This window comes from Microcystis sp. M53598_WE2 (assembly GCF_030067735.1).
GTDB lineage: Bacteria > Cyanobacteriota > Cyanobacteriia > Cyanobacteriales > Microcystaceae > Microcystis > Microcystis aeruginosa.
Genome location: NZ_JASJFE010000126.1, coordinates 1 through 1,444 on the forward strand (window position 1 = coordinate 1; position 1,444 = coordinate 1,444).

Annotated in this window: 2 protein-coding genes and 1 pseudogene; 2 read left to right on the forward strand and 1 reads right to left on the reverse strand. The window is 40.7% G+C overall.

What is annotated here, in order from left to right:
- On the reverse strand, window positions 1–389 hold a 389-nt coding region (locus PX636_RS02885), incomplete at its 3' end, for a PIG-L deacetylase family protein (RefSeq protein WP_288116167.1).
- A gap of 378 nt (window positions 390–767) precedes the next feature.
- Between PX636_RS02885 and PX636_RS22580 the strand changes: the two are divergent.
- A pseudogene (locus PX636_RS22580) lies at window positions 768–902 on the forward strand (MraY family glycosyltransferase); the annotation flags it as partial.
- Between the two features lie 276 nt (window positions 903–1,178).
- Window positions 1,179–1,444, forward strand: a 266-nt coding sequence (locus tag PX636_RS02890; RefSeq protein WP_288116168.1) for an aconitase family protein, incomplete at its 3' end; no start/stop codon positions are given.

Consider the following 1,444-nt stretch of genomic DNA (forward strand, 5'->3'; position numbering starts at 1 on the left):
CGCTGAAATAATCTGGCAGCTGCCTGACAAGCGATCGAGGTATGATGGTGGTCGTTGTTCAGATCGTGAGGATGATGAGTAAAGATAATATCTGCCTGAGTTTGCTGGATGGCCTGCTCGATAAACTGCACTAGCTCTAGATGGGGAATCTTATTAAATTGTATATTCGGAAAATTACCCAAAATTGGGCTTTTAAAACCAATTATAGTTTTAGATGCCTTAATATCTTCCAATAAATCCGGCAAATCGGGACGCTGACGGCGGGCATCCACCTGACCAGATAAGATACAAGGGTACACGGCAACGCCTTGAGTGGCAAGAGCGGCGGCAGTGCCACCACAGCCCAAGACTTCATCGTCGGGATGAGCTACAATAACTAAAACTGTCATGCTTCTCTGGGGAAACTTATAGGTCAAGACAAGAAACTCCCTCTTATCTTACTATTGATGGTAAAATTTGCGGGAAATCTAAATGACAAGAAAGCCGACTAAGTATTTTATTGCTCCATTGTTAGGGCTAGTCGCTCCTATAAAGTAAAGGGCGCTTGCCAATCAAGGTTTTTTTGAATTTGCCTAGTATTAAGACGGAAATTGATGAAACCCGCTTTTGAACTCCACGATTTTTTGCTGTTGCCTAAAAAAGAGTATGATTAATCATCATGGCTAGTTGTATTAGTTGTCTGATAGCAAAAGGCAATGAGGAATATCGGTAAGACTTCCATGACCTCTCTTGTTAGTTAATTTGGTAGAATCTTTGAGTATTACTATATTAGTATTAACTACTTAGGAAACCTAGGCGCATGGCTGAGTTTACCTCTGATTCTAGGATTAATTGTTCTCGGAGAAATTTATCTGAACAGGAGAGTTAGCAAGCATAATTTAGCGGTGACAAGAAAAGAATAAATTTTTTATTGCTATGGCTTCTGGGGTAAAATCAAGAGAATGTTATACTAAATCCTCTTGAAAGATTATAGGAAACGGGGGGTAAGGAGCAGAAGTAATCACTCAAATAGTTATTGGCTAAAGTCTTTTATTTTACTCAAAAACCGATGGTTTTAATCTGGCAAAAACTGAGCTATTTATCTATTATCCCTCCTAACCAAGAGAAAAGAAAAAATTAATATTTATCGGCCAGGGTTAGCTGATATGATCAAGGAGATGACTATCATTCCAAGGTCAATGAGCGCAAGAACATTATTCGATAAAGTCTGGGACGCACACACGGTTAAGATTCTTCCCAGTGGACAGACACAATTATTCATCGGACTGCATCTAGTCCATGAAGTCACCAGTCCGCAAGCTTTTTCGATGCTGAGAGAAAGGGGTTTAAAAGTATTATTTCCAGGACGGACTATTGCCACCGTCGATCACATCGTCCCCACCGAAAATCAGGCGCGTCCTTTCCTTGACGATTTGGCCGAGGAAATGATCCGGGCGATCGAAAC